Source organism: Lyngbya aestuarii BL J (assembly GCF_000478195.2).
GTDB classification, from domain to species: Bacteria; Cyanobacteriota; Cyanobacteriia; order Cyanobacteriales; family Microcoleaceae; genus Capilliphycus; species Capilliphycus aestuarii.
Window position 1 is genome coordinate 1 of the sequence record NZ_AUZM01000252.1, and the last position, 996, is coordinate 996.

Below are 996 nucleotides of genomic sequence, written 5' to 3' on the forward strand. Positions count from 1 at the left end.
CTATTTCAGGTGATGTTTATTCTTCACAATACTCCGACCAAAACTGTTAAACTCCCCAATTTAACGTTTAATTATATTAATCCAGAAAATCAAACGGCTCGATTTGATTTGAGCTTGGATATGTATGAACATCCATCGGAACTGACCGGAGTATTTGAATACAATACAGATTTATTCAAAGCTGAAACGATTAGCAATATAATTACTCATTTCAAAAACTTATTAGAACAGATTGTAACTCATTCTCACCAGAAAATATCTGAACTTTCATTTTTAGCAGAAACCGAAAGACATCAACTATTAGTCGAATGGAATAAAACTCAAACAACATTTAATAAACTCGCCTGTATTCATCAAGTTTTTGAAACCCAAGCCCAACAAACACCGGATGCTATTGCTATTGTTGACTCACATCAACAACTCAGCTATCAGCAACTTAATAAAACAGCAAATCAACTCGCTCACCACCTACAAAAACAAGGCGTTAAACCCGAACAAACTATCGGCATTTGTTTAGAGCGTTCCTGCGAAATGGTTATCGCTTTATTAGCCATTTTAAAAGTCGGAGCCACTTATGTTCCCCTTGACCCCGCCTATCCTCCTGAGCGTCTCAATTTTATTATAGAAAACGCTCAAATCTCACTCATTATCACTCAAAAAACTCTCAATTATCTTCAATTACCCTGTACAAATATTATCAATCTAGACGAAGATTGGTCAATTATTGCTCAACAAAAAACAGATAACCTTTCTAATAACATCACCATCAAAAATATCGCCTACATTATTTACACTTCTGGTTCTACAGGTCAACCGAAAGGCGTACAAATTTCTCATCACGCCTTGAGTAACTTTCTATTTGCTATTAATCAACACCTCGATTTAACACCATCAGACGTTTTATTATCTGTTACCAGCCTGTCTTTTGATATCGCCGCCTTAGAACTTTATTTACCTTTAATTATCGGTGCGCGTGTAGTGATTGCCAGCCAAAAA

The 996-nt window shown here is 35.8% G+C and carries 1 protein-coding gene; it reads left to right on the top strand.

The window, feature by feature from the left end:
• Positions 1 to 12 precede the first annotated feature (12 nt).
• A partial coding sequence (locus M595_RS27895) for an AMP-binding protein (protein WP_238987155.1) occupies positions 13 to 996 on the top strand: 984 nt, incomplete at its 3' end.